General features: G+C 66.1%; 24 protein-coding genes. 11 read left to right on the forward strand and 13 right to left on the reverse strand.

The window, feature by feature from the left end:
* The coding region (locus B0T44_RS14310; protein ID WP_176219222.1) for a molybdopterin-dependent oxidoreductase at positions 1-752 on the forward strand (752 nt) is incomplete at its 5' end.
* A 19-nt stretch (positions 753-771) separates the two neighbouring features.
* On the opposite strand, the gene B0T44_RS14315 is transcribed toward B0T44_RS14310, so the two are convergent.
* Positions 772-1,650: a LysR family transcriptional regulator gene (locus tag B0T44_RS14315; RefSeq protein WP_077114827.1), complete on the reverse strand. Its 879-nt coding sequence runs from the start codon at positions 1,648-1,650 to the stop codon at positions 772-774.
* A 117-nt stretch (positions 1,651-1,767) separates the two neighbouring features.
* Here B0T44_RS14315 and B0T44_RS14320 point away from each other — a divergent pair, with 117 nt between their 5' ends.
* Positions 1,768-2,742 carry a bile acid:sodium symporter family protein gene (locus B0T44_RS14320; protein WP_139347670.1) on the forward strand — a complete coding sequence of 325 codons (975 nt, stop codon included), beginning with the start codon at positions 1,768-1,770 and terminating at the stop codon, positions 2,740-2,742.
* Positions 2,743-2,803: 61 nt separating this feature from the next.
* Here the strand turns inward: B0T44_RS14320 and B0T44_RS14325 are convergent, their stop codons facing one another.
* The 6 genes from B0T44_RS14325 to B0T44_RS14350 all read right to left on the reverse strand — a co-directional run bounded on the left by B0T44_RS14325 (position 2,804) and on the right by B0T44_RS14350 (position 9,669).
* Complete coding sequence (locus B0T44_RS14325; RefSeq protein ID WP_175647921.1) at positions 2,804-4,120, reverse strand: dihydrolipoamide acetyltransferase family protein; 1,317 nt, start codon at positions 4,118-4,120, stop codon at positions 2,804-2,806.
* A 24-nt stretch (positions 4,121-4,144) separates the two neighbouring features.
* Positions 4,145-5,128 carry an alpha-ketoacid dehydrogenase subunit beta gene (locus tag B0T44_RS14330; protein WP_217697419.1) on the reverse strand — a complete coding sequence of 328 codons (984 nt, stop codon included), beginning with the start codon at positions 5,126-5,128 and terminating at the stop codon, positions 4,145-4,147.
* Positions 5,129-5,148: 20 nt separating this feature from the next.
* The gene (pdhA, locus tag B0T44_RS14335; RefSeq protein ID WP_081512131.1) at positions 5,149-6,255 is read right to left on the reverse strand and encodes a pyruvate dehydrogenase (acetyl-transferring) E1 component subunit alpha; all 1,107 of its coding nucleotides are present in this window, start codon (positions 6,253-6,255) and stop codon (positions 5,149-5,151) included.
* Positions 6,256-6,266: 11 nt separating this feature from the next.
* Positions 6,267-7,715 (reverse strand): dihydrolipoyl dehydrogenase, encoded by a 1,449-nt coding sequence (gene lpdA / locus B0T44_RS14340; protein WP_077114830.1) that lies wholly within the window; start codon positions 7,713-7,715, stop codon positions 6,267-6,269.
* A gap of 141 nt (positions 7,716-7,856) precedes the next feature.
* Positions 7,857-9,083, reverse strand: a complete 1,227-nt coding sequence (locus B0T44_RS14345; protein WP_081512133.1) for a PucR family transcriptional regulator — start codon at positions 9,081-9,083, stop codon at positions 7,857-7,859.
* Between the two features lie 43 nt (positions 9,084-9,126).
* Positions 9,127-9,669 (reverse strand): DUF4142 domain-containing protein, encoded by a 543-nt coding sequence (locus B0T44_RS14350; RefSeq protein WP_077114831.1) that lies wholly within the window; start codon positions 9,667-9,669, stop codon positions 9,127-9,129.
* A gap of 183 nt (positions 9,670-9,852) precedes the next feature.
* Here B0T44_RS14350 and B0T44_RS14355 point away from each other — a divergent pair, with 183 nt between their 5' ends.
* Together B0T44_RS14355 and B0T44_RS14360 are read left to right on the forward strand one after the other, a co-directional pair.
* Entirely contained in the window at positions 9,853-10,941 is a 1,089-nt protein-coding gene (locus B0T44_RS14355) for a crotonase/enoyl-CoA hydratase family protein (protein ID WP_425436801.1), read from the forward strand.
* Between the two features lie 158 nt (positions 10,942-11,099).
* A complete protein-coding gene (locus tag B0T44_RS14360) occupies positions 11,100-11,978 on the forward strand; it encodes a cyclopropane mycolic acid synthase family methyltransferase (RefSeq protein WP_077114833.1) in 879 nt (292 codons plus the stop codon).
* 123 nt (positions 11,979-12,101) lie between these two features.
* On the opposite strand, the gene B0T44_RS14365 is transcribed toward B0T44_RS14360, so the two are convergent.
* The gene (locus tag B0T44_RS14365) at positions 12,102-12,677 is read right to left on the reverse strand and encodes a hemerythrin domain-containing protein (RefSeq protein ID WP_077114834.1); all 576 of its coding nucleotides are present in this window, start codon (positions 12,675-12,677) and stop codon (positions 12,102-12,104) included.
* 210 nt (positions 12,678-12,887) lie between these two features.
* Here B0T44_RS14365 and B0T44_RS14370 point away from each other — a divergent pair, with 210 nt between their 5' ends.
* Complete coding sequence (locus B0T44_RS14370) at positions 12,888-13,571, forward strand: YbhB/YbcL family Raf kinase inhibitor-like protein (RefSeq protein ID WP_217697420.1); 684 nt, start codon at positions 12,888-12,890, stop codon at positions 13,569-13,571.
* 30 nt (positions 13,572-13,601) lie between these two features.
* Here the strand turns inward: B0T44_RS14370 and B0T44_RS14375 are convergent, their stop codons facing one another.
* The 4 genes from B0T44_RS14375 to B0T44_RS14390 form a co-directional block, all read right to left on the reverse strand.
* Positions 13,602-14,087 (reverse strand): DUF1360 domain-containing protein, encoded by a 486-nt coding sequence (locus tag B0T44_RS14375; protein WP_077115128.1) that lies wholly within the window; start codon positions 14,085-14,087, stop codon positions 13,602-13,604.
* Positions 14,084-15,253: a zinc-dependent alcohol dehydrogenase gene (locus B0T44_RS14380; RefSeq protein WP_077114835.1), complete on the reverse strand. Its 1,170-nt coding sequence runs from the start codon at positions 15,251-15,253 to the stop codon at positions 14,084-14,086. Before B0T44_RS14380 ends, B0T44_RS14375 begins: the two co-directional genes overlap by 4 nt.
* Complete coding sequence (locus B0T44_RS14385; protein WP_077114836.1) at positions 15,253-15,765, reverse strand: SRPBCC family protein; 513 nt, start codon at positions 15,763-15,765, stop codon at positions 15,253-15,255. Before B0T44_RS14385 ends, B0T44_RS14380 begins: the two co-directional genes overlap by 1 nt.
* A gap of 248 nt (positions 15,766-16,013) precedes the next feature.
* Positions 16,014-17,561 (reverse strand): MDR family MFS transporter, encoded by a 1,548-nt coding sequence (locus B0T44_RS14390; RefSeq protein ID WP_175647922.1) that lies wholly within the window; start codon positions 17,559-17,561, stop codon positions 16,014-16,016.
* Positions 17,562-17,873: 312 nt separating this feature from the next.
* On the opposite strand from B0T44_RS14390, the gene B0T44_RS14395 reads away from it, so the two are divergent.
* From B0T44_RS14395 to B0T44_RS14405, 3 genes are all read left to right on the forward strand, one after another.
* A complete protein-coding gene (locus tag B0T44_RS14395; RefSeq protein ID WP_217697421.1) occupies positions 17,874-18,698 on the forward strand; it encodes an alpha/beta fold hydrolase in 825 nt (274 codons plus the stop codon).
* 149 nt (positions 18,699-18,847) lie between these two features.
* The gene (locus tag B0T44_RS14400) at positions 18,848-20,074 is read left to right on the forward strand and encodes a cytochrome P450 (protein WP_077114839.1); all 1,227 of its coding nucleotides are present in this window, start codon (positions 18,848-18,850) and stop codon (positions 20,072-20,074) included.
* Between the two features lie 23 nt (positions 20,075-20,097).
* The gene (locus B0T44_RS14405; protein ID WP_245839176.1) at positions 20,098-20,796 is read left to right on the forward strand and encodes a TetR/AcrR family transcriptional regulator; all 699 of its coding nucleotides are present in this window, start codon (positions 20,098-20,100) and stop codon (positions 20,794-20,796) included.
* A 65-nt stretch (positions 20,797-20,861) separates the two neighbouring features.
* Here the strand turns inward: B0T44_RS14405 and B0T44_RS14410 are convergent, their stop codons facing one another.
* Entirely contained in the window at positions 20,862-21,791 is a 930-nt protein-coding gene (locus B0T44_RS14410) for a LysR family transcriptional regulator (RefSeq protein WP_077114841.1), read from the reverse strand.
* 53 nt (positions 21,792-21,844) lie between these two features.
* Between B0T44_RS14410 and B0T44_RS14415 the strand changes: the two genes are divergently transcribed.
* The 3 genes from B0T44_RS14415 to B0T44_RS14425 all read left to right on the forward strand — a co-directional run bounded on the left by B0T44_RS14415 (position 21,845) and on the right by B0T44_RS14425 (position 24,681).
* Positions 21,845-22,858 (forward strand): YeiH family protein, encoded by a 1,014-nt coding sequence (locus B0T44_RS14415; RefSeq protein WP_254854131.1) that lies wholly within the window; start codon positions 21,845-21,847, stop codon positions 22,856-22,858.
* A 200-nt stretch (positions 22,859-23,058) separates the two neighbouring features.
* Positions 23,059-23,880 (forward strand): YceI family protein, encoded by an 822-nt coding sequence (locus tag B0T44_RS14420; RefSeq protein WP_077114842.1) that lies wholly within the window; start codon positions 23,059-23,061, stop codon positions 23,878-23,880.
* 6 nt (positions 23,881-23,886) lie between these two features.
* Complete coding sequence (locus B0T44_RS14425) at positions 23,887-24,681, forward strand: thioesterase family protein (protein ID WP_077114843.1); 795 nt, start codon at positions 23,887-23,889, stop codon at positions 24,679-24,681.
* Positions 24,682-24,718 lie beyond the last annotated feature (37 nt).

The following is a 24,718-nucleotide window of genomic DNA, read 5'->3' on the forward strand; positions in this document are numbered from 1 at the left end:
ACAGCTGGGTCGGCTTCGGTGTCTTCACCGTGGCGATGGTCGTGGTCGTGATCGGCTGGGTGGCTGCCACCCCGTTCACGTTCCGTCATCCGCGCGTGGTGCAGCGCGTCGGGTACGCGTTGATCGGGCCGGTGCAGCGCCTGTTCGAGTACGCGGACGCGAAGCCCGGCGCGTATACGGACTCGGACATCTCCCCGTACCTGTGGCACAACGGGACCTACCCCGACAACGACGAGTACCAGCAGATGTTCGAAAACGGGTTCAAAGATTACCGATTGCGCATTTTCGGGCAGGTGCGCAATCCCGTCGAGCTCTCCCTCGAACAGTTACGTGCGCTGCCCTACCACGAGCAAACCACCCAGCACTTCTGTATCCAGGGCTGGTCGGGCGTGGCCAAATGGGGTGGCGTCTCGATGCAAACCATACTCGACCTCGTCGAACCACTTCCGGAGGCCGAGTGGGTGGTCTTCTACTCCCTCGCCGAGGGTTCCGACGGAGGAACCTACTACGACGCACACGCGATCGAACAGATGAGCCACCATCTGACGATGCTCGCCTACGACATGAACGACGCACCGCTGACCTACGGCCACGGCGCGCCGCTGCGCCTGCGCAACGAATTGCAACACGGTTTCAAACACGTCAAATGGATCGCGGCGATCGAATTCGTCAACCATTTCTCGGAAGTCGGCGGCGGGCACGGCGGCTACAACGAGGACCACGAGTACTACGGGTACCGGCAGTCGCTCTGAAGGCGGAGGGGCGGGCAGATCACCTCGCTGTCCGGTCCTCGGTCTCCCCGGGCTGCGGGAGTGATTGCCGGATCGCCTCGGTCAGCGCCTGCTCGGCGTGGTTGGGGGCGCTGTGGCGGTGGATCAGCACGAATTCCACCGTCCCCGGATCGGGAAGACCGAGTTGGTCGCCGATCGGGACGAGCCCGTCGGGCAGGAGGGAACGCGGGTGCACGATGTAGCCGAGTCCTGCCAGTACCGCTGCGCGTAACCCGGCGCGGGAGTTGGCTGTGCATGCGGGGCGGAGGGTTATTCCCGCCTCGTGTAATGCGGTGTACGCGCAGGACCGGGTGATGCTCGGCGGTGGGTAGGCGACCAGCGGCACCGGCTCGGTGGCGTCGCGTTCGCTCACATCGGCAGGCCCCGCCCACACCAATTGATCGCGGTGGATGGGTTGCCCATGGGTCTCTCCTGGCCGGCGCATGACGAAGGCGAGGTCGACCTCACCTGCACGGAGCCGGTCGTGAATGGTGCGGCTCAGCCCGACGGTCAGCTGGAGGTCGACCCGCGGATGCCGGGCGCGGAATTCCCGCAGGATGCGCGGCAGGCCCCGGGCTACCAGGTCCTCGGCGGCACCGAACCGTAGCGGGCCCGACAGCACCGACTCGGCGAAGTAGCGGTGGGCCCGCTCGTGGGCCTCGAGGATCGCCTGCCCGAATCCCACCATCGCGGTGCCGTCAGGGGTCAATTCCATGCGGTGGGTATCGCGCAGCAACAGGACCGCACCGGCCTGCCGTTCCAGCCGGGCGATATGACCGCTGATGGTCGACTGGCGCACGCCGAGTTGCGTAGCGGCGGCGGAGAAGCTGCCGGACCGGACCACCGTCAAGAAGCTGCGCACCAGATTCGGTTCGAACACCCCGGCTGTATATCACAAATCGCGATCACACTTATCGGTGCCATCGTGTTTTCAGATAACATACGGGTGGCTACGGTGGGCCGCGTGAAGTTTGCGCAGGCGTTCGACGGTTTCGTGATGGCGATATTCGGGATGGTCGCGGTCGCGGTGGTCCTGCCCGCCCAGGGCGTGTTCATGGACGCCGCGCAGTGGCTGGTGAAACTGGCGATCGCGGTGTTGTTCCTGCTGTACGGTATGCGCCTGGCGCCGGCCGAAGCGCTCGCGGGTCTGCGGCAGTGGCGCTTGCACGGGACCATCCTGACCCTCACCTACGTGCTGTTCCCGCTGATCGGCCTGGCGGCGTGGGCACTGACCTCCGGGGTGATCGCTGATGATCTGCGGATCGGGCTGCTGTTTCTGAGCCTGGTGCCTTCCACGGTGCAATCGTCGATCGCCTTCACCTCGATCGCGGGGGGAAACCTCCCGGGCGCCATCGTCAGCGCCTCCTTTTCCAACCTCCTCGGAGTGTTCGTCACGCCGCTGCTCGTGGTCATGTTGATCGACACCGCGGAATCGGCGCGCATCGATCCGTCCTCAGCTCTGTACATCGTCGTGCAACTGCTGGTTCCGTTCCTGATCGGGCAGGCACTGCGGCCGAAGCTCGGCCCGTGGTTGCAGCGGCGGCGCCGCGCGGCAACGCTGGTCGATCGCGGATCGATCCTGCTCGTGGTCTATACCGCGTTCAGCGAGGGGATGAACGAACGCATCTGGAGCAAGACCTCGCCGGGTCAGATCCTCATCGTGAGCGCTATCTGCTGCGCCATCCTCGCCACCGTCCTGGTCACCTGCACACTGGTGGCCCGCTGGCTCCGTTTCGCATGGGCCGACCGGGTCGTGATCATCTTCTGCGGGTCCAAGAAGAGCCTGGCGACCGGCCTGCCGATGGCGACGGTCCTGTTCACCGGACAGCCGGTCGGACTGCTCGTCTTGCCGCTGATGATCTTCCACCAGATCCAGTTGATCGTCTGCGCCTGGCTCGCATCCTCGTTCGCTGCGAAGCGTCCCACCACGACCGACCGCCAGGGCATACCTCAGGAAGCACCTTCCGCCTGACCGGTGGCAGGCGCTGTTGGTGGCGCCTGTCCCTGCGACCGTGCTGTCCGCGTCCCGCAGGTCAGGTCACGATACGCAGCGGATGTTCCAGCAATTGCTGCAGCTGCTGCAGGAAACGCGCGGCCACCGCACCGTCGAGCGCCCGATGATCCGCGGACAGGGTGACACGCAGGATCTTCCGGCACACCACCCCGTCGCCGTCCGGCCGCAGCTCGTCGCGGACAGCACCCACGGCGAGGATCGCCGATTCGGGTGGGTTGATCACCGCGGTGAACTGCTCGATGCCGAACATCCCCAGGTTGGAGATCGTGAATGTGGCGCCGGTCATCTCGTCGGCGCGCAGCTTACGTTCCCGGGCGCGGTCGGCCTTGTCCCTGGTCTCGGCGGCGATCTCGGAAACACTTTTGCGGTCGGCGTCGCGGATCACCGGGACCAGCAGGCCGGCCGGTGTGGCGACGGCGACGCCCAGATGAACGCCCCGATGCCGGTGCAGTGTGTTCCCGGCGAAGGAGACATTCACGGCCGGTTCGAGGCGCAATGCCACCGCGACCGCCTTGATCAGCAGATCGTTGACGCTGGCCTTGCCCTTGTCGGCCGCTGCCAGCGTGGTGTTGACCTCCGCGCGGAAAGCCATGAGGTCGGTGACATCTATCGCGCTGGTCAGGTAGATGTGGGGCGCCTGCTGCATGCTTTCGCTCAGACGCTGGGCCGACACCTGCTGGATCGTGGTCAGCGGGACTTCGTCGTAATCGCCGGACGTGGTAACCGGTCCGGCAGACTTGGATTCCACCACCGCGTCGGAGCCGGGTGCGGACCCGCCAGTGCTGGACGGGCGGGCGGCGGCGCGGTGCGCGTCCTCGACGTCTCGCCGGGTGATACGCCCGCCGGGGCCGCTGCCGGTGACCCCGGCCAGATCGACACCCAGCTCCTGAGCGATCTTGCGCGCCAGCGGCGAGGACTTCTTGCGCACTGCGCCGTCTCCCGTCCGTCCAGCCGCAGGAGCACCGGCCACCGCGCTGTCCGCGTTCGGTGCGGGAGCACCGGGAGCGACAGTGGGCTGCGCGGCGACCGGTGGCACGGCAGGTTCGGGCGCCGCCGCAGCTCCTGGTTGCGTCCCTGCGGCGGTACGGGCCGGGGTTGCTGTCCCGTCGCCGAGGATGGCGATCGGCTCGCCGATCGGCACGCGCGCGCCCGCCTCGACGAGGATCTGTTCGAGCACCCCGTCCTCGTAGGCTTCCAGCTCCATGAGGGCCTTGTCGGTCTCGATCTCGGCGAGCACTTCGCCGCTGGTGACCTGGTCACCCTCCTGTTTGAGCCAGGCCGAGACGACCCCGTCCTCCATGGTGTCGGAGAGTCGAGGCATGGTGATTTCGGGCACGGTCGTTGTCCTTCGGGTTCCGTTTCAGCGCCGACGGCCCACGGCCGCCAGGGTTTCCACCGCAGCGGTGTAGAGGGAGTCGGCCGATGGCAGCGCAATGCGTTCGAGCGGTTTGGCATACGGCAGCGGCACCTCGGCCATCGCCACCCGGCGTACCGGCGCATCCAGATAGTCGAAGGCTCCGTCGGAGATCGACGCGGCCACTTCCGCGCCGATGCCGTAGGTGAGCCAGTCGTCCTCGCCGATGACGGCACAGCCGGTTTTGCGCACCGACGCGACGAGGGTCTCGCGATCGAGTGGGCGGAGGCTGCGCAGGTCGATGACCTCCACCGAGATGCCCTCCGCGGCGAGCCGGTCGGCGACCTGGCCGGCCACCACGGCCATCCGTGAGTAGCCGATGAGCGTGATGTCGGTGCCTTCGCGAGTCACTGCCGCCTTGCCGATACGGGCGGGCGGAAGGTTCTCGGGGACTTCACCTTTGGTGTTGTAGAGCGCAAGGTTCTCCAGGAACAACACCGGGTCTTCGTCCTCGATCGCGGCCTTCAGCAGGGCGCGGGCGTCCGCCGGGGTGCTCGGCGCCACCACCTTCAGGCCGGGGACGAATGCGTAGTAAAGCTCGATGTTCTGTGAATGGGTGGCGCCGAGTTGCTGGCCGCCGCCACCCGGGGTGCGGATCACGATCGGCACGCTGGTCTGCCCACCGAACATGCCGTAGATCTTGGCGGCGTGGTTGACGATCTGATCCAGCGCCAGCAGCGAGAAGTTGATCGTCATGATTTCCACGACGGGGCGCAGTCCGAGCATCGCGGCCCCGATGGCCGCGCCGACGAAACCCTCCTCGGCAATGGGGGTGTCGCGCACCCGCTTTTCGCCGAATTCGGCCAGCAGTCCGGCGGTGATCTTGTAGGAGCCTTCGAAAACGCCGATCTCTTCCCCGATCAGGAAAACATCGTCGTCGCGCCGCATTTCGTCGCGAAGGGTTTCGCGCAGCGCTTCCCGGTAAGTCATGACAGGCACGGTGGGAGTCCTCAGACGGTGAAGAGTGGGTCGGCGGGCAGGCGGCGGGAGTCACCCTCGACCGGGGTGGCATAGGTGTAGTCGAACAGGCTCGACGGTTCCGGGTGCGGGCTGGCGTCGGCGAACTCAACTGCCGCGGCGACTTCCGCGCGCACCCCCTCCTCGATCTCGGTCACGTCCTGCTCGGTCAGCACCTCGGCTGTGCGCAAGGCCGCCTGGAATCGCACGATCGGGTCGTGGTCGCGGGCTGCCGCGATATCGTCGGCGCTGCGATATTTCGCTGGATCGACCACCGAATGCCCCTTGAGCCGGTGACTTACCGCCTCGAGCAGGGCGGGCTTCCCTTCGTTGCGCGCACCTTCCAACAGATCGCAGGCGATATCACGGACGGCGAGTACGTCGGTACCGTCGACCCGTTCGCCACGCATCCGATAGGCAGCGGCCCGCTTGTACAGATCCGGTTCGGACGAGGATTGCTCGACCGTGGTGCCCATCCCGGTCTGGTTGTTGATAACCAGGAACACCACCGGGAGCCGCCACAGCGCCGCAATGTTCAACGCTTCGTGGAACGCGCCGATATTGGTGGTGCCGTCACCCATCTGGCACACCACCACGTCGTCATCGCCTCGATAGTCGACCGCCAGTGCCGCGCCGACCGCCAGCGGAAGCTGGCCGCCCACGATGCCGTAACCACCCAGTAACCGGGTGGCGGTGTCGTACATGTGCATCGAGCCACCCCAGCCCTTCGAGGTGCCGGTGGTGCGCCCGTACAGTTCAGCCATCACCCGGCCGGGTTCGATGCCCTTGGCGAGGGCGTAACCGTGCTCGCGGTAGTTGGTGAACAGGTAGTCGGTGGGCCGCATCGCGGCGGCCAAACCGACCACGGTCGCCTCCTCACCGAGGTTGAGGTGGCAGTAGCCGCCGATCTTGGCCTGCTGGTAGCTCTGCGCGGTGCGTTCCTCGAAACGCCGCACGAACAGCATGTCGCGGTACAGAGTGCGCAGGAATTGCGGGTCCTCGTCGGCGAGGCGGGTGTCGCCCGGTGTTTTCGCCGCTGGGCGCGGCTTGCTCGGCGAGGTCTTCCCGGAGGTCTTGCGCGATGCCGTGGTCGTGGTCACGGTGAGTCTCCTCAGCGCTGATGCGGCGCGATGTGTACGGGCAGGCCGAGCCCGGTCAGGGCGGCCTCCATACCTATCTCGCCGAAGGTCGGGTGGGCATGGATGGTGTCGGCGAGTTCGTCGAGAGTCGCCTCTAGCGTGATCGCCAGGGCTCCTTCGGCGATCAGGTCGCTGGCCGACGGGCCGATGATGTGCACGCCGAGCACTTCGCGATGCCGGCGTCCGGCGATGATCTTCACGAATCCCTCGGTGTCGCCGAAGGTCCTCGACCGGCCAAGGGCCGCGAAGGGGAACTTCGCGCTGATCACCTCGAGCCCCTCGGCGCGAGCCATGTCCTCGGTCCGGCCGACGCTCGCGATCTCAGGATGGGTGAAAGTCGCTGCGGGGATCACCGTGTAATCGATATGGGCCTGATGTCCGGCGATCACGTCGGCGGCGGTGAGGCCTTGATGCGAGGCGACGTGTGCGAGCAACGCCCGCCCCGTGACGTCGCCGATGGCATAGACGTGCTCGACGCCGGTGCGCAGCTGATCGTCTACCGGGATGAATCCCCGTTCGTCGGTGGCGACTCCGGCCGCATCCAGCCCGAGTTCGGCGGTGTTCGGCCGCCGCCCCACGCCCATGAGCACCACATCGGCGTCCAGTTCCCTGGCTCGGGGCCCGCCGACGGTCACCCGGAGCGCGTCCTGCCCGGTGATCGACTCGACCGTCGACCCGGTCAGCACGGTGATACCCCGCTTGGCGAACGACCGGCCAAGTGCCGCGCCGATCTCCTTGTCCTCCAACGGAACCAGGCGGTCCTGCAACTCGACGATCGTCACCTCGCTACCGAAGGTGGCGAACAGGCTGGCCCACTCCGCGCCGACGGCGCTGCCGCCGATCACGACCAGCCGCCGCGGCACCTCGGTCAACCCGAATGCTCCGTCGGAGGTGATCACACCGGGCAGATCCGCGCCTGGAATCGGCAGCCGTGCGGGCACCGAACCGGTCGCGATGATCACATCTTTGGCGTCGACCCGCCTGATCGGCTCGGTGGGGGCGGCGGCATAGCGCGGGCCACCCGAATAGATCGGCGACGATCCCACCGAGTGCACCTGGACCTCGGTGGCGCCGACGAATCGGGCGTGTCCCTCGATGAGAGTCACCCCGTTTGCCCGCAGCAGTCCCGCGACGCCGTCGGTGAGTCCCTTGACGATGCCGTCCTTGCGTTGGCACACAGTAGCGAAGTCCAAGCGGACATCGTCGGCGTGAATGCCGAACTCCGCTGCGGCACTCACCATCTGGAAGACCTCGGCCGAGCGCAACATGGCCTTGGTCGGGATACAACCCCAATTCAGGCAGACGCCGCCTGGGCGCTCCTTCTCCACCACGCCGACGGACAGACCACGTTGGGCTGCGCGAATAGCAGCCACATAACCACCCGGTCCGCCGCCGACTATCAGAAGATCGAATTCCGGCACTCGTGGTGCTCCTCGTCTCGAATCAGCACGATCCCGCCCGGATGCGGCGGGAATCACGAAACGAGTCTGGTCGCTACGGACTGCACAAACAATGACGCCGAAGCCCAGGAATTACACCGAAGAATTGGGCGCACAGCACAGTCAAGATGAGGCAGCCTCGAGTTTCACCGACGCCAACGCCAATGAAAGCTCCAGGTAGCAGCGCTGTCCTTCCAACGGCCGGCCCAGTAGTCCGGCGATGCGCTGCAACCGATTGATCACGGTGTTGCGGTGACAATGCAGCCGGGTCGCCGCATGGGCCGCCGAGCGGTTCTCCCCCAGCCAGACGGTCAACGTATCGAGCAGAACCGCACGCTCCTTGTCCGGCAGGGCGAGGACCGGGCCGAGGGCGTGCTGCCGCAGCAGCGCAGCGAGATCGGGCGACCGGACCAACAGAGCCTCGGGGTACCGCTCGTCCAGCGACACCAAGCCCGTCGCGTCATCGGGCAATGTTTGCAACGCGACAAGTGCAAGCGCATGCGCCACCGCGACCTGCGCCAGCCCCGGTACAGCGGGAGAGACACCGGCCCGGCCACGGATCTGCGGTCGCAGCCGTTGCAGCACGGTGTCGCTCGATCGCTGCTCCACCGACACCAGCCCGACCATGGTCTCGACTCGGTCGTGCCACACCGAGCGGATGCCCGACGCCGCCAAGACCGTTTCGATACCTGTGCGCAGAGGCCGGGCGTCACCGTGCGCGGCCACCACCAGGTAGTCGCCCTGGGCGGGCAGGTTCAGTTCACGCGCGGCGCGCGAGGCGAAGGTGGCATCGTGGGCGCGGCCTGCCAGCAGATCCTCGATCAGCGCGTGCCGCCTGCGCTCGTCGCGACGCACCTGCTCGAGCTCGGTGTTGCGGTAGGAGGTGACCAGCGCCGAGGACAAACCGTCGACCACCGTCCACATGGCGGTGCCTGCCTCCCGCAGCTCCTGCGGGTCCGCGCACTCGGCTCGATCGAGCAGCGCGGTCCAGATGATCCCACCGCCGAGCCGGAACGTCCGCAGCATTGTTTCCAGCGGCACCCCCTGCTCGGCACGGTGCCTGCCGATGGTCGCCGCCACTTCGTCGCCCTCGGGATCGCCGGTCTTCCCGACGAGCAGATCCAGGATGCGGCTGAGGTAACGGCGGCATCCGTCGACCAGATCTGCGCGGGGTACCGAGGTGTAGTCGGTCCATTCGGGGTTGTCGGTGAAGATCGCCGACATCAGGCGCTCGGTCAGCACCGGGACATCGGCACGGCACGCTTCGGCGAGCCTGCGCGTCCCGGAAGTCGACAGCGTCGGCGTACCTCCGCCTTCGCTTCGGCCATGCGCTCCCTGCGTCGTGCCCATGCCGGACACGGTACTGGCTGCCAGACCGCCGATGAGCCGGCGCTCAGCAGGTAGCCAGAGCGCCGCGCACCATCTCCAGGTGGTGTTCGATGGTCGGTGCGGCGGACTCTGCGAGCATGGTGACCTGCTCGGAGTTCCCGTTCTGCACCTGCTGGGCACCGGCCTGCAGGGACTGGATATGGAAGCGTTCCTGCATGCGCAGCCAGGCCAGGTCGAAGTCGCGCCCCCTCTGCATTGCGGTGTCCAACAGCTGCTGGGACTGCTCGGGGTTCGGAGTCAAGGGGAGCATCACCGCGTTGGGTAACGCGACTGCGGCCCCCATCGCATCCAGGCGCGTGTGATCGACGACCAGCATCGGGCCCAGCTGACGCACCTGCGGGCACGTGCCCATCACCGCAGCCTGCGCACCGGAGATCATCTCCGACATATGCGCCTGGTGGGATACCACCAGATAAGTGCTGTCCTGCCCGGACAGCGCGACCGGCTGGACCGGGCCGGGGGGTTGCGCGGCACCGGTACCCGTAGCGGCGAAGGTGAAGGCACCGGTCAGCACCGCGGCCAGTAGTAAACGGCGTAATGCTCGCATTGCTTCTCCCTCTGATCGGAACAGGCCGGAATATGCGATGCCTGGGTGTCCGTTCCTGCCCGATCTACACCACCTCGCGAGATTTGCCTCGCATTTCAGCTCTTCGACTACCCCGATGTTTGGGAACATCGACGGGGGTGCGCAGGCGAGCCGAGTGTGCGGGCAGTACTTGCGCATGAGGCCGTGACCCACCGAAAGGAAAAGACGTTGCCCGACTACGAGCATCATTCCGGTACGCGTCCCGCCGCTTGGTACGAGGGGTTGACAGAGGGTCCCGAATCGCTGTTCGCGGGACGGGAAGAAGCTGAAAAATCTTCCGAACCCGGCGGGTACCGGACATTGACCTATGAGGTCACCGGTCGCGTGGCTCGCATTACTTTCAACCGTCCGGAACGGGGAAATGCGATTACCGCCGACACCCCGGTCGAGTTGGCCGCGGCAGTGGAGCGAGCCGATCTGGACCCGAACGTTCACGTGATCCTGGTATCGGGGCGCGGTAAAGGATTTTGCGGCGGCTACGATCTATCGATTTTCGCCGAGAACCCGGCAGCAGCCGGCGGCGAGGCGAGCGAGATGCGCGGCACGGTGCTCGACCCGATGGTTCAGATGCGTAACCACAACCCGTTCGGTACCTGGGATCCGATGATCGATTACCAGATGATGAGCCGGTTCAACCGGGGTTTCTCCAGCCTGCTGTATGCGAACAAACCGACGGTGGCCAAGCTGCACGGCTTCGCGGTGGCCGGCGGTACCGATATAGCGTTGTACGCGGACCAGATCATTTGCGCGGCCGACACCAAGATCGGGTATCCACCCGCCCGGGTATGGGGTATCCCCGCCGCAGGCATGTGGGCGCACCGATTGGGCGACCAACGCGCCAAACGACTATTGCTGACCGGGGACTGCCTCACCGGCACGCAGGCGCAGGAGTGGGGCCTTGCCGTCGAGGCGCCACCTGCCGACCAGCTCGACGAGCGCACCGAAGCCCTGGTCGAGCGGATCGCGAGAGTGCCCGTCAATCAGCTCATCATGGCCAAACTCGCGCTCAACAGTGCTCTGCTGGCCCAAGGCGTTGCGAATTCCGGCATGATCAGCACCGTCTTCGACGGCATCTCCCGGCATACCCCAGAGGGTTATTCCTTTCAGCTCCGGTCGGCCACAGTTGGTTTCCGTGAAGCCGTCCGGGAACGTGACGAGCCGTTCGGCGACTGGAAACGGACCCGAACCGACGGCACTGCCGCGCCCGTTCCGGAGGACCCGCAGGGCTCTTGATGTCGACACGCGCAACGAAACGCGTCGCCACCCGTAAGCGATTTATTATTGCCGCTGCGGGTCACCATGACGGCAGGCTCCAACAAGTCGGTGTAGACCCTTCAGGCGAAACCGGGCGAGACGCATCTACGGTGCGTCGCGAGAGAAGGAGCACCACCGTGTCGAGTTTGGCTCCGTTCTACGAAAATGTTCAGTCGCACTACGATCTTTCCGACGATTTCTTCGCATTGTTCCTCGATCCCAGTCGCACCTACAGTTGCGCCTACTTCGAGCGCGATTCCCTGACCCTCGAGCAGGCACAGCAGGCCAAAATAGACCTCGCGTTGGGCAAGTGCGAACTACGACCGGAGATGACCCTGCTCGACGTGGGCTGTGGTTGGGGTTCGACCATGGTGCGCGCGCTTCAGCGATACGACGTGAATGTGATCGGGTTGACGTTGAGCCGCAACCAATACGAATACGTCGCCAGGTTGCTCGATAAGAGCTGCCCGCCAGAGCGTGAGGCGCAGGTTCTGCTCCACGGCTGGGAAGAATTCGATCAACCGGTGGATCGGATCGTGAGCATCGGGGCGTTCGAGCATTTTCGGCGGGAACGCTACCCCGCGTTCTTCGACAAGTGCCATACCGTCCTGCCAGCCGACGGCAGGATGCTGCTGCACACCATCGTCCGATACAACCGTCACGACCTCCGGGCCAAGGGCTTGCCGATCAATCGCGAGGTGCTGGCGTTCTCGAGGTTCATCCAGTACGAGATCTTCCCCGGCGGCCAACTGCCCGAACGGCAGGATGTCATCACCGGCGCCGAAACCGCAGGTTTCACCGTCGAACGTGTCCAGTCACTGCAACAGCATTACGCGCGCACGCTGGACTGCTGGTCGCAGGCGCTGCGGGAGCAGCGAGCCGAAGCAGTCGCCCTCACCTCCACGCAGACCTATGACACCTATATGAAGTATCTGACCGGATGCGCCGATTTCTTCCGCAACGGCTATGTCGACGTCATGCAGTTCACCCTCGCCAAACAACCCTGGCCCGCCTGAACCTGCCACCGGATAGCACAGGTCACGCGCCGCCGGGCGGATATCACGCCCTGCACTCCGTTGGCGTGCAGGGCGTCGATCTCCGAATGCCACCGCACCGAGGACCGGTAGCATCTTCTCTGGTCAACGCTGTGTACCGCGGTGGGAGATCGCGTCGCGCATCCGGTCGAACAGGCCGACAGCGGGTCCGAGCAGTTTGTCGCCGGGTGGTTCGTCGGGGGCGCCGGGGTGCGGGCGAGTCGGCGCGATCTTCTTCGTCGTCTCCACCTTCCGGCCCAGGTCGACAAGTTCCTCCTCGGTGAAAATGCTGCGCATATGGGGGAACATTTCTTGTTCCTCTTCGACAACATGGGTGCGGATCTCGCGCATCAGCGTCATCAGCTCGGCGTCGAACTTCGGGTCTCCCGGCCGTAGGCTTTCCAGCCGTTTCATCGTCTCTTCTGCTTCTGCGTGCTCGTGTTTGGCGCGCTCGGCCTCGGTATCGCTGACTTTCTTCTTCACCTCCGGATACACATCGGCCTCCTCGGCGACCGTATGGCGCACCAATTCGATGGTGACTTGCTCGGTCAGGTCCTTCGACCGCGACCGGGCCTCGTCGCTGTCCACCCCGATGAGGGTCTCCAGCTCGGTAAACATCCGTTCCACTTCGCGGTGATCGTGGGTCAGAATGTCGATCACATTGCGCTGCTCGACAGCCATATCAGCTCCTCGCGATGCTCGTTATCGGATTCCTGACCGGCACGTACCCGCTTTCGTCCACGCCACGCAGACCAGCCGGACTTCCTGCGGTGCCCCTGTTTGGCCCGGGCCGGAGCGGCAATGCGGTGAAGACGTTGCCCGACGGATGCGCTGGACATTGCGACTCGCTCCGGACGGGCACCTGGAACCGCTACCGCATGGGAGAAAATCATGCCGAAACCAGGCAGCCACCACTACGACGTGCGCCGAACCCGCCTACGTGCGGAATACGATGACCGCGGCGTACCGGACCAGCACGCCGACCGCGCGGCGAACGCGGAACTACAGCAGGAAAACCCGCCGGTCGCCATGGGCGACCCGGACCGAGCCGCCGGCCCACGCGGCACCCGGGGCACCAGCCGCGGCGACCCGGATATCGACGAATCACCGGCTGCGACGTCCGGAAGCCCGATCGAGCTGCGCAGCGCGGCGTTCCACGAACACACCCTGATCCCGGAACGCTATGCATACGACGGCGAGAACATCTCTCCACCGCTGGAATGGGGCGGAATCCCGGACGGTACCCGGGAGATCGCCCTGCTCTGCGAGGACCCGGACGCACCGACCGGGACGTTCACCCACTGGGCGGTCACCGGGATCGCGCCGGACGCCACCGGCGTGGATACCGGTGCGCTACCGGCAGGGTCGGTCGTGGGCCGCAATGATTTCGGCGAGCTCGGCTGGAGCGGACCACGCCCGCCGGTGGGCGACGAGGCGCACCGGTACTTCTTCCGGCTCTACGCTGTCGACCGCCCGCTCGGGATGCCGGAAGGATCCGAGCCGGGCGAGGTACGCGCAGCGTTGACCGGCCACATCACCGCGACCGGCACGCTCGTCGGCTTGTTCGGCCGCTGACCTGTCCGCCACGGCTCGGGGCAGGCGAACTCAGGCGACCCGATAGTCGCCTTCGGCGATCTGCTGAGCGGTGGCGTAGGCCAGATGGAGGAAATCGGCGCCGGCCAAGGCTGCCGCGGCCTCCGTCACCGTGCGGGTCGCGCGGGGAGCGAAGACGCGCCCGATGGTCACGCCGGTAACGAGCCACACATCGAAGCAGAACGGGCAACTGAGCAGTTCGCCGATACTGTGCTGGACATCGTTGCCTGTTTTCGGCTTCTCCATCACCTCGCCCGGGCCACCGGCACCGGACGGACGCGCGAACGGTGCCCGTACCGGTGCGGTGACGGTGCCTTTGGTCGCCAGCCGGGAGAGTTTGTGCGCTGCCAGCGCGGTGACCACCAGCTCACGAACGCTCATGCCGGGCGGGGGGCGCCGCCCGGTCACGCTGCCCAGCAGCGCGGCTGCGGCCACGACCACTCCATAGACGAGGACCGTCACCGTATAGCCGCCCAGCGGGCGGGGGTCGTCGCTCATGGCCGGAACACCGCCCGGATGCACCCTTCTTTCTTGTTCTTGAACAGGTCGTAGCCGCGTACGGCGTCCTCGAGCGGCATATCGTGCGTGATCAGATAGGAGGGATCGAGGTCGCCCTGCTGGATGTAGTCGAACATGCGCGGCATATACCGCTGGCCGTGTTGCTGAGCGCTGCGAATGGTCAGGCTCTTGTTGGTGACGATGCCCATGGGGAACTTGTCGGTGAGGCCGTAGATGCCGAGAACCGAAACCACGCCCCCTTTCCGGCAGGCGAGGATCGCCTCGCGTAACGCGGTGGCGCGGTCGGTTTCCAGCCGTAACAGCTGTTTGGCGCGATCGTAGAGTTGCTGCAGCCCGGTGCCGTGCCCTTCCATTCCGACCGCGTCGATACAGGCGTCCGGGCCACGCCCGCCGGTCATCTCACGTAGCGCTTCCTGAACGCTGTCCACGTCGGTGTAGTCGATTGTCACCGCGTCGAACCGGCTGCGCGCCAGCGCGAGCCGTTCGGGAAACCGATCGATGACGATGACTTGCTCGGCATCGAGCAGCCGGGCGCTGTGCGCGGCCATCAGGCCCACCCCGCCGCTCCCCCACACCGCTATCGTGTCGCCGGGCGAGACATCGCAGAACTCGGCTCCCATGAGGCCGGTCGGTACGGCATCGGAGCAGAACAGCGCCTGCTCGTCGGTGACACCGTCGGGCACGGTGAAGCAGTTGACGTCACCGAACGGGACCCGGATGTAGTTCGCATGGGAGCCCTGATAGCCGCCGAAGGGATGGGTGTAGCCATAGATGCCGCCGGTCGGGTAACCGAAGACCGGTTGCTGCATTGCAGCGTTGGGGTTGGTGGTGTCACACACCGAGTACAGGTCATGATCGCAGTACCAGCACGATACGCATCCGATGAACGAGGGAACAACGACCCGGTCGCCGAGCTTCGTCGCGGTGACATCCGGCCCGACTTCGACGACCTCACCCATGAATTCGTGCCCGAATACGTCACCTTCGCGCATCCCTGGCAGATATCCGTCGATGAAATGCAGGTCCGAGCCGCAGGTAGTAGTCAATCGCACCTGCACGATCACATCGTGCGGGTTGACCAGTACCGGGTCGGGGACGGTTTCGACCGCGAGCTCATCGACACCGTTCCAGCAGAGTGCACGCATCACGCCTCCTCGGTGGCCGGGCGCTTGCGCGCGCTCGGGTTGCTCTCCAAAGTGGGGATCTCCCCGGTCTGCATCAGCGCTCGCGCACGGTAGAGAACCGCGAACATGCCCGCGCCGGCGAGCAGGTCCGGAATCGGCGTCTTCGCCCGGATCGTCACCTCGGTGCCCTGTTCCCGAGGAGCGTCGGCGAAATTCAGCTGCACCTGCACAGCATCGGCCTCGGTTGCGTCGACGAACCGCAGGCTGTTCTCCTCCGCAACGACTGCGCTCTCCCAGATAATGGTGTCGTCGCTTCCCGGAGCGAGGGCCCATTCGAAACGATCCGGCGCGACGGCACGGATATCGGCGATTCCGTCGAGCACCGCAGACAGGTTTTCCGGTTCGCGCCAGAAGCGTTCCACTTCGGGCCGGGGAAGCCCGATGGTCATTGTCTGGCTGTTCGCGCCGCTGCTTGCGGAGCCGACAACAGAGCCGACGACAGAGCCGGCAACTTTGCCGATCAGTGCGGCCATCTGCCCTACGGTCTTATCGATGTAATGCACTCGGATCCCCTTCGCGTGGTCGGTCCACTGTGCTGGAGGCAGCGGGCGGCGATCAGGAGCGAGGGCCGTCGCTCCCGCGCCCGACACCGAGCCGAACTTCTCGACCGTCTACCCCCTCATCAGCCGGCGAAACCGGGGACTGTCCGCAGGTTCCCGTGACCGCCGCGTAGCCGGCTTCGTCGAAGCCGGCTACGCGACTGTCCGGGCTCGACGAGTGATCAGATCCCGACGAGTTCGCGTTCGGTGGCTTCGGTCTTGCCGGACTCGTCCGGGGCACTGGACCGATTCGGCAGCAGCACCGCCATCACGATCACGATCAGCGCCAGCGCGGCGGAGACGGCGAACGCCAGCCGCATGCCATCGAGTTGCGCGGTGATCGGATCGGCGCCGTCGGCTATCCGCGCGGTGCTGAGGGTGGACATCACCGTGATCACCAGGGCGGTGCCAAGGGCCGCGGCGACCTGTTGCAGCGTCCCCAGCATGGAGCTGCCGTGGGAGTACAGGTGTTGCGGGAGCGCGCCCAATCCGAGGGTGAACACCGGAGTGAAGGCCGCCGCCAGCGACACCATCAGCAGGATGTGCAGGGCGAGCAATTGCCAGTAGGGCATGGTCGTCGAGATCTGGGTGAATCCGAGCAGCGCGGCCGTGATACCGATCGAACCCGGAATCACCAGTACTCGCCCACCGAGCCGGTCGAACAGGCGGCCGATGGCCGGGCCGAGCAGACCCATGGCCAGTCCGCCGGGCATGACCAGCAGACCCGTCTGGAGCGGGGTCATCTCGCGCAGGTTCTGCAGATACAGCGGCAGCAGGATCATCGATCCGAGCATCGCCAGGAACGCGATCGCCATGAGGACCAGCGCCTTGGTGTATGTGCCGGACAGCAGGATGCGCAGATCCAGCAGCGGCGTGCCGGTACGCTGCAGCCGCAGCTGACGGGCCGCGAACGCGCCGATGAGGATCAGCCCGGCGACAACGATCAGCGCGGGAACGGTGATGTTGCCTGGCTCGAACAGGCTGAGCCCGTAGACCAGGCTGCCGAATCCGAATGCGGCGAGGACGACGCTGAGCCAGTCGATCGCACCCGTCTGCGGTTCGCCGATGTTCTCCAGCCGCTGCAGGCCGAACCAGGTGACCGTTCCGGCGATCGGAAGCATCAACACGAACAGCCAACGCCACGATCCGACCTGCAGCACCAGACCGGAGATAACCGGCCCCATGGCGGGAGCCACCGAGATGGCCAGGGTGACATTGCCCATCACCCGGCCGCGGTCGCGCTCGGGTACCACCGTCATCAGAGTGGTCATCAGCAGCGGCATCATCACGGCAGTGCCGCCCGCCTGGACGATCCGCCCGATCAGCAGCACCGCGAACGAAGGAGCGACAGCCGACAGCGCGGTGCCCGCGAGGAAGACGCCCATCGCGATCGTGTAGGCCTGGCGTGTGGTGACCCTGTGCAGGAACCATCCGGTGACCGGAATGACGGCCGCCATGGTGAGCATGAACGCAGTGGACACCCACTGCGCCGACCGTTCGGTGACATCGAGATCGGTCATCAGCCGCGGGATCGCGTTGATCATGATGGTTTCGTTCAGGATCACCACGAAGGTCGCGAACACCAGCAACCGGATCACGGTCGGGGTCCGCCCTCCCGTCGAACGATCGGGTAACGCGCTGGACATCGGGTACCTCCGCAATGCTCGGGAACGGATCGACATATGGGGCTGATGGTGGGTCGCCGATGACCGCACCCGGGCGCCACACAAGATCAGACGGGAATGCTTCGCTCAACTCATTGGCCGCACGGAAGTATTTCTGCTTGTCCCGCGCCACTGCATCCGTTTTTCGCGCTCCCCAGCAACGGCCTCGGCTCGATCTCCTGGTCAGATGACCTTTTCGACTACCAGAAACGGCGAATAGTGAGGCTGATCACTTCACTCTTCGGGCGCCCCCGCTCGTCCGCTGCACAATGATCATCACCCTGTATCCCGGCCCCTCGGCAACGCGACGCAGGGCAACGAGAACAAGACGAAAGCGGCGCAATGACTTCGATTTACCGGAGCGCGGAGGGACAACGCGTGATCCGTGCATGGTGTGAGCGACGGCTGGACGAATGGGACGTCCGGCATCGGCGGTGGAATATCTCGACGGCGGCCGGACCCACCAGCGTTGTCGCCGTAGGCACCGAGACGCCCGGACCGAGGCCGCCTGTCGTCGTGGTCCCGGGCACGAATATGAACACCGCTGTCTGTCTGGACTTCCTCGCGGCTCTGGCGGCTCGGTGGCCGGTCATCGCGCTGGATGTGCCCGGCCAACCGGGACTGAGCGCAGAGCAGCGTCCCCGCAAGGACCGGATGGACTGGTATGGGCGCTGGCTGAGCGAAGTAGTGGAACATGTGTCCCCCGGCCGGGTCGTTGTGGCCGGGCACTCACTCGGCGGCGCGATCGCCCTCGCGTGTCCGTCGGACCGCATAGCTGCCCGGGTACTGGTCGCCCCCGCTGGTCTGATGCGCTTGTCCGTTCCCCCGAAGCTACTGGCGGCGACAGGCCCCTGGCTGGTCACGCCAGGTCCCGTACCCACAAGGCGTCTACTGGAGCAGATGACGGCGCCGGGCGGCCACATCCCCGAGCATCTGTGCGACTGGATGACCCTGGTGGCCCGGCACTGCCGAACCAGCCTCGCTCCAGCACCGCTCGACTCCGCGACTCTCGCCGACCAGCGCACCGCACCGTGCGTGGTCGCAACCGGCGCACACGACGTATTTCTCCCACCGCGCCGGCTCGGGCCCGCGGTCCGCCGCCGCCTCGGAGCGGACCTGCACACTCTGGAGGGTTGTGGACACTTGGCGCTGGATGAGGACCCGGAGCGGATCGTCGACCTCGTCTCCGGCGTCACCATGTGATGGCGCCGCGGCGGCGGCGACGCCGCACCCCGTGTCGGCGAGCCCTCGGCGCCGCGGAAAAATTCCAGTGAACATCATTTACTAAAACCTGTTCACAAATGAGGTCCGCGTGGTTTACTCGAGTAGAACGTGTTCTACAAGGAGGTAGCGTGTCTTCGCCCACGATCTCGCACGACTTCGACTTCACCGATCCCGACCTGCTCGCCACTCGGCTGCCCATCGAGGAATGGGCGCAGCTGCGCCGGTCCGCCCCGGTGTGGTGGGTCGACCAACCCAACGGTGTGAGCGGGTTCGACGACGGTGGTTACTGGGTGGTCAGCAAGCTCGACCACATCAAGGAGATCTCCAAGAACTCCGAGGTCTTCTCCACCAATGCCAATACCGCGGTGATCCGCTTCAACAGCGAGATCACGCGCGACGAGATCGAGATCCAGCGCGCCATGCTGGTCAACACCGACCCGCCGGAACACGACAAACTGCGTCGCATCATCGCCCGCGGTTTCACCCCGCGCGCCGTGCAGAGCCTGCGCGACGCCCTGCACGAGCGCGCCGAGCGGATCGTGCACGAAGCCAAGAAAACCGGCGGCGGCGATTTCGTCGAGCAGGTGGCGTGCGAACTGCCGCTGCAGGCCATCGCCGAACTGCTCGGTGTGCCGCAGGACGACCGCGGCAAGCTCTTCGAGTGGTCGAACCAGATGATGGGCTACGACGACCCCCAGTACGCCGACAGCTACAAGATGGCCAACGCGCAGGTCATGGGTTACGCATGGAACCTCGCCGAAGAACGCCGCGGCTGCCCGGCCGACGACATCATCACCCAGCTGCTCAGTGCCGATATCGACGGCGAGGCACTGAGTTCGGAGGAGTTCGCCTGGTTCGTCATCCTGCTGGCCGTGGCCGGTAACGAGACCACCCGCAATGCCACCACCCACGGCATGAAGGCCTTCGTCGACAATCCGGAACAGTGGGAGCTGTACCGGGCCGAGCGCCCGCGCACCGCCCCCGACGAAATCGTCCGCTGGGCCACCCCCGTCATCGCCTTCCAGCGGACCGCCCTGCAAGACACCGAAATCGGCGGACAGGCCATCACCAAGGGCCAGCGCGTCGGCCTGTTCTACGCCTCCGCCAACTTCGATGAGGACCACTTCGAGAAGCCGTTCGAGTTCGACGTCACCCGCAACCCGAACCCGCATGTCGGCTTCGGCGGTACCGGCACCCACTACTGTGTGGGCGCGAACCTCGCGCGACTGCAACTCGATCTGATCTTCAATGCCATCGCGGATGTGATGCCGAACCTGCGCCAGGTCTCCGAACCGGTCCGCCTGCGCTCCGGCTGGTTGAACGGCATCAAGAGCTGGCAGGTCACATACGAATGACACCACCCGCCCGACGGGGCCGGATGCCCGCGGTGAGCGACGCGGACATCCGGCAAGCGACCAGGACACTGCTGGTCGAACACGGCCCGGAGGCGGTGACATTACGGGCCATCGCCCGTGATCTGGGTGTCACCGCCCCGGCGCTGTACCGGTATTACGCCTCCCGTGAGGAGCTGTTCGCCGCACTGCGCAGCGATATCTGCGCAGATCTGGCCGAAGAGCTCGCCGGTCAGCGCAACGAGCTGCCCGATGACGGTGTGGTGCAGCTGTTCGGTATCTGCAAAGGTTTTCGTCGCTGGGCACTGGCGCACCCCCACGAGTTCACCCTGGTGTTCGCCTCGCCCTCCGGCGAAAGCCACACCGAGATCCACCGGTTCGACGAGCCGTTCGGGCAAGTCTTCCTGGAAACAGCAGGGCGCCTGCTCGCCAACTACGATCTGGTGACCCCACCGACGGATCTGATCCCCGACGCGCTGCGCGAGGATCTGACGCGTTTTCAGACCGAACTGCTTGCGCTGCTCGCCGAATCGGGGCAGAAGTTCCCGGTCGAGAAACTCGACCTCGGGGTGACGTATCTGATGATGACCCTCTGGGCTCGACTCTACGGGCACGTCACCCTCGAGGTGTTCGGCAACTACCCGATGCCGGTCAGCGATCCCGACGCACTGTTCGATGCGACCCTCGGCGACCTTGCTCGCAGCATAGGGCTGGTCGGCCCCTGAACCCGCTCGCACCGGCCCGGTCCGAACGCCGGGAAAGGCACCGGCAACTCGTGGCCGCGTGCATTTCACCGACCTCCTGCTGGCCCGGAACCGAGTCGCGCGGCGCACTGTATGAGGATCTCCGCCGCACCGGACGGTGGAGTTCCGTGCCGCCAAATGGCACGAAAACGCCTGGTCAGAACCAGGGACTCGGCCAGAGGCACGCGCACGAGACCGCCCACGGCGAGCTCGGGACCCGCGATCAGGGCACTCAATACGGCCGGAGCCATACCACTGCGGGCGGCGGCGACGATCGCGACCGTGGAGCCGAGTTCGGCAGCAGGCTGCGCGGGCGGGCCGTGCGCGCCGAGGGTTTCCCACACGGTATCGCGGGTGCCCGACCCCGGTTCGCGCCACAGGAGCGGGGTGGTGGCGAGTTCCTGCAGGGTCACGGGGGTGGTGCGTTTCGCCCAGGGGTGCGTTGTGCCGACCACCACCAAGAGCTCATCTGCGCCGAGGACGCGGCCGCCGAGATCGGAAGGCGGGTGCGGGCCTTCCACGAACCCGATATCAGCGTCACCCGCGCGCACCATCACCTCCACCTGACGGGTGTTGTCGACCTGCAACGCCACAGTGACTTCGGGACGGACCTTGCGCAGAGCTGCAAGCCACTGCGGGATCCGATGATCGGCGATTGTTTTCGACGCAGCCACGGTCAATCGGGGTGTCCGGTCGGCGTGCAGTACCGCGACGGCGTCGTTGAAGGAACGGGCGGCGTCGAGCACCGTACGCGCATGGATGACAACCGTGCGGCCCGCATCGGTGAGTGACGAACCGGTCGGGCCACGGTCCAGAAGCCGCAACCGAAGCCGGCGTTCGAGGGCGCTGATCCGCATACTCGCCGCAGGCTGGCTGATGCTGTGGCGGCGGGCGGCTGCGCCGAGGCTGCCCGTTTCCGCTACGGAAACCAAGAGGTCGAGCACAGCCAGATCGGGGGTTCCCGGGGAAAGGGCCATAAGTTTTCTTTATCAGGTCGTCCGATTTTGCCCGCTACCGGCAGGGGCGCGCGATGACCATGGTCATAGGCATGACCCAGCTGTACCGCATATTTCCCGGTCTCGCGCTCGCGGCCGGGCTCGCCACCATGGCAACTCTGCTCGCTACCGTCCTGCCGATCGCAGGTGCTCCGGTGCTCGCGCTGTTCGGCGGCGCGGTGGCCGGTGTACTGGCGCGGCGATCCGTCGCCGAGGAGGGGCGTTTCGGTCCCGGTCTCACGGTGGCCCGGGAGCGGCTGCTCGGCGCGGCCATCGTATTGCTCGGGCTCGGGCTGCCGGTGGGAGCGGTGCTCGAGGTCGGACGGCAGACCATTGTGGTGCTGGTAGGGACACTGGCCGCCGGGGCGGTAGCCGCGGTACTGGTCGGCCGGATGCTCGCGCTGCACCGGGAATCGAACATTCTGATCGCGGCGGGCACCACGATCTGCGGGGCTTCCGCGATCGCCGCGACGACCGCGGTGCTCAAACCGGACCGGGGGCGGGTGGCGTATGCGCTGGGCACCATCTTCGTCTTCAATATCGCGGCCGTACTCGTGTATCCGCCGCTGGGCCGGCTGCTCGGTTTGTCGCAGGAGGCGTTCGGGCTGTGGGCGGGGACGGCGATCAACGACACCTCCTCGGTGCTGGCGGCCGGGGTGGCGTTCGGCCCGGTCGCGGCGAATTTCGCGATCATCGTCAAACTTGTGCGCAGCCTGATGATCGTCCCGCTGTGTGTCGGGCTGCATCTGACCGGACGGGGTAGCACCGGAGCGGCCGGGTCGCTGTGGCGCAGTATCCCGCTCTTCGTGGTGCTGTTCGCCGGGGCATCGGTGGTCGCCGCGCTCGGCGTCCTGCCGACAGCGCTGACCGCTCCCCTCGACGGTCTGAGCGCCTGGCTCATCTCGGCAGCACTCGCCGCGATCGGCGCCTCGCTCTCGCTGCGGCAGCTGCGGGAGACAGGACCGCGGCCGCTGCTGTTCGGCGGGATACTCGCCGTGGTCCTGGCAGTCTCCGGTCTTGCCCTGCAAACCGCCACCGGATGGCGGTGATCATGGTGCCGCCCAGGGCCGCGGTACATCCCCACCGTCTTGTCTCGCTCCGGATATCCGTATGTATATTTAGCACCAGCAACTAGTTGCCAGTGTTAACTAATTCCGATCGGTGAGAAGGTGTGCTTCATGTCCGCTGCCGCGACTGATCGACGCGTGACATCCCGCAGGCCCGCGGCCGCCGAGACAGAGGACCGCGCATGACCGGGTTGACCGCCCGCATTCGCACCACCGAAGGGTGGCCGGTGCCGAACGCGGTGCTGACCGTGACAGACTCCAGCGGGCGCCAGATCGCCCGTGCCGTCGCCGACGAGACCGGCGCGGTGGCCACCGAACCGCTGCCCCCTGGCGTCCACACAGCGGTACTCACCGCCGCCGGATTCCAGCCGGTGGCACGAACAGCCCAGATCTCCTCGGCCGGTACCGGTTTGCTCGGTGATATCACGCTGGTGGCCGCGGAGAGCGCCGTCGAACTGCCCCCGCGCGGCCCCTGGACGATCGACCCGGCGCACTCGACGGTGATCGCCACCGCACGCCACCTCGGCATCGCGAGCATCAAAGCTCGATTCGCCGAGGTCAGTGGGCGGATCGATATCACTCAGCCGTTCGAGCGGTCCACGGGATACGCCGAGATCAAAGCCGCCAGCATCGACACCGGTATCCTCATGCGCGACAATCATTTGCGCTCCCACGATTTCCTGGATGTCGAACACTATCCGTTGATCTCTTTCACCAGCAGCCGATTCCGCCGTACCGGCAGCGACACCTGGGTGATGTCGGGCGAGCTTTCCCTGCACGGACAATCCCGCTCGGTCGATCTCGAGGTGACCTACGGCGGGTTCGGAGCCGACCCGTGGGGTGGTGTGCGCGCCGCGTTCCACGCCGAAACCCTTCTGCACCGCCATGATTTCGCAATCGACTACAACGCGATGGTGCGCGCGGGCGTTGCGGCCGTCGGCACCACGGTCAAGCTCGACCTCGATATCGAAGTGGTGCAGGGCGAACAACTTCCGGAAATGTAGCTGAATATGAGTCACGCGTTCTATCTGCCCGACCCTGCCGACCCACGACGGTTCGACTCGACCGAACTCACCCGCGGCCCATGGTCGCCGGACGCCCAACATGCGGGCCCGCCGTCCGCGCTACTCGGGCACGTGATCGAGCGGTGCGAGCCGCGCCCGGATTTCCAAGTCGGCCGCGTCGCCGTCGAAATCCTCGGCCCGGTGCCCCTGGCTCCGCTCACGGCAGAAGCTCGCGTCGTACGACCCGGCCGGAGTGTGGAATTGCTCGAGGCCACCTTGTCGACCGATCGTGGTCCTGTGATGCGGGCGAATGCCTGGCGGTTCCGGCTGGCCGACCCGGAATTGAACATCGCCGACCAGCACCTCCCTACCGGTTCCCGTCCTGGCCCCGAGCAGACTCCCGCCCCCGAGCAGTTCCCGGCCGCCCAACCGGTCGGCTTCCACACCAGCATCGAATACCGTTTCGCCAGCGGCACCTTCGCCGAACCAGGCCCGGCGATATGCTGGATCCGTCTCAAATATCCGATCGTGGCCGGGACCACCCCGAGCCCGCTGGAGCGCGTTCTCGCCGCCGCCGACTCCGGCAACGGCGTCAGCGCCGTTCTGGATTGGACGCGTTACCTGTTCATCAACACCGACCTGACCGTCACCCTGCACCGCCAGCCCACCGGGGAATGGGTCTGCCTCGACGCCGTCACCTACCCGCAACCACACGGGATCGGCCTGGCCGAATCCCAGCTGTTCGACGAGCACGGACCCCTCGGGCGCAGTACGCAAACCCTTTTCCTCGGGGCTCGCTGACCGGGCTGTTGAGTCGATAGGGTCGGACTCGGTGGCA

The sequence above is a fragment of the Nocardia donostiensis genome, from assembly GCF_002081715.1.
Lineage (GTDB): Bacteria > Actinomycetota > Actinomycetes > Mycobacteriales > Mycobacteriaceae > Nocardia > Nocardia donostiensis.

Excerpts from the sequence above, each read along its gene's own strand:
- B0T44_RS14320 (WP_139347670.1), top strand. The coding sequence starts at position 1,768 with ATGGCGATATTCGGGATGGTCGCGGTCGCGGTGGTCCTGCCCGCCCAG.
- B0T44_RS14330 (WP_217697419.1), bottom strand. The coding sequence starts at position 5,128 with ATGACTTACCGGGAAGCGCTGCGCGAAACCCTTCGCGACGAAATGCGG.
- B0T44_RS14345 (WP_081512133.1), bottom strand. The coding sequence starts at position 9,083 with ATGGGCACGACGCAGGGAGCGCATGGCCGAAGCGAAGGCGGAGGTACG.
- B0T44_RS14350 (WP_077114831.1), bottom strand. The coding sequence starts at position 9,669 with ATGCGAGCATTACGCCGTTTACTACTGGCCGCGGTGCTGACCGGTGCC.
- B0T44_RS14365 (WP_077114834.1), bottom strand. The coding sequence starts at position 12,677 with ATGGCTGTCGAGCAGCGCAATGTGATCGACATTCTGACCCACGATCAC.
- B0T44_RS14370 (WP_217697420.1), top strand. The coding sequence starts at position 12,888 with ATGCCGAAACCAGGCAGCCACCACTACGACGTGCGCCGAACCCGCCTA.
- B0T44_RS14375 (WP_077115128.1), bottom strand. The coding sequence starts at position 14,087 with ATGAGCGACGACCCCCGCCCGCTGGGCGGCTATACGGTGACGGTCCTC.
- B0T44_RS14380 (WP_077114835.1), bottom strand. The coding sequence starts at position 15,253 with ATGCGTGCACTCTGCTGGAACGGTGTCGATGAGCTCGCGGTCGAAACC.
- B0T44_RS14385 (WP_077114836.1), bottom strand. The coding sequence starts at position 15,765 with ATGGCCGCACTGATCGGCAAAGTTGCCGGCTCTGTCGTCGGCTCTGTT.
- B0T44_RS14405 (WP_245839176.1), top strand. The coding sequence starts at position 20,098 with ATGCCCGCGGTGAGCGACGCGGACATCCGGCAAGCGACCAGGACACTG.
- B0T44_RS14410 (WP_077114841.1), bottom strand. The coding sequence starts at position 21,791 with ATGGCCCTTTCCCCGGGAACCCCCGATCTGGCTGTGCTCGACCTCTTG.
- B0T44_RS14415 (WP_254854131.1), top strand. The coding sequence starts at position 21,845 with ATGACCATGGTCATAGGCATGACCCAGCTGTACCGCATATTTCCCGGT.
- B0T44_RS14420 (WP_077114842.1), top strand. The coding sequence starts at position 23,059 with ATGACCGGGTTGACCGCCCGCATTCGCACCACCGAAGGGTGGCCGGTG.
- B0T44_RS14425 (WP_077114843.1), top strand. The coding sequence starts at position 23,887 with ATGAGTCACGCGTTCTATCTGCCCGACCCTGCCGACCCACGACGGTTC.